We start from the raw sequence: 1,235 nt of genomic DNA on the forward strand, positions 1-1,235 counted from the left end.
GCGCCCCGGGGGGCGCCCCGCGGCGGCGTCGTGTCCCGCCTGCGTGCGGCGTTCAATCCCCACGAGGAGAAGAGCATGAAACAGCTGATGCGTATCGCGGCGTTCCTCGCCGTGTCCCTGTTCGCCGGCGGCGCGTATGCGCAAAACTGGCAGTTGGTGTGGAGCGACGAGTTCAACGGATCGATCGGCCCGAGTTGGGTGTTCGAGACCGGCAACGGCTCCGGCGGCTGGGGCAACAACGAACTGCAGTACTACCGGCGCGAGAACGCCACCATCGAGAACAACGCCCTGGTCATCAACGCCCGCCGCGAGGACTTCGGCGGCTTCCGCTACACCTCGGCGCGGATGAAGACCCAGGGCGTGCGCACCTTCCGCTACGGCAAGATCGAGGCGCGGATGAAGCTGCCCTCGTTCATGGGCGCGTGGCCGGCGTTCTGGATGCTCGGCGCGAACCTGCCGCAGGTCGGCTGGCCCGATTCGGGCGAGATCGACATCATGGAGCACGTCAACAACGAAGACCGCACCTACGGCACCATCCACTGGCGCGACCACAACGGCAACTACGCCCAGTACGGCGGCAACACCGCGCTCAACGTGGCCGACTGGCACGTCTACGCAGTGGAGTGGGACGCCAACGCGATCCGCTGGTACGTCGACGGCAACAAGTTCCACGAAGCCAGCATCCAGAACAGCGTCAACGGCACCGAAGAGTTCCATCGCGACTTCTTCGTGCTGCTGAACTTCGCCATCGGCGGCAACTGGCCGGGCTTCAACGTCGACGAAAGCAAACTGCCGGCGAAGATGCACGTGGACTATGTGCGCGTGTACAGCGGCGGCGGCAGCAATCCGGGCCCGAGCACGACGATCGAAGCGGAGAACTTCAGCGCGCAGAACGGCGTGCAGGTCGAGGCCTGCTCGGAAGGCGGCTACAACGTCGGCTGGATCGAGACCGGCGACTGGATGGCCTACAACAACATCAACTTCCCCAGCAGCGGCAACTACCGCATCGAGTACCGCGTCGCCAGCCCGAGCGGCGGCTCGCTGTCGGCCGACCTCAACGCCGGCGGCACCGTGCTGGGCCAGGTGAACGTGCCCGCCACCGGCGGCTGGCAGAACTGGACCACGGTGTCGCACACCGTCAACGTCAACGCCGGCACCTACAACTTCGGCGTGTTCGCCCAGGCCGGCGGCTGGAACATCAACTGGATCCGCATCACCAAGATCTGACCGCGACC

At 65.8% G+C, this 1,235-nt stretch carries 1 protein-coding gene; it reads left to right on the forward strand.

Annotated features, from left to right (window positions below):
* A partial coding sequence (locus tag AB0C25_RS36575) for a carbohydrate-binding protein (RefSeq protein ID WP_357379657.1) occupies positions 1–1,227 on the forward strand: 1,227 nt, incomplete at its 5' end.
* Between the last annotated feature and the right edge of the window lie 8 nt (positions 1,228–1,235).

The organism is Micromonospora sp. NPDC048839 (genome assembly GCF_040649915.1).
Taxonomy (GTDB): domain Bacteria; phylum Actinomycetota; class Actinomycetes; order Mycobacteriales; family Micromonosporaceae; genus Micromonospora.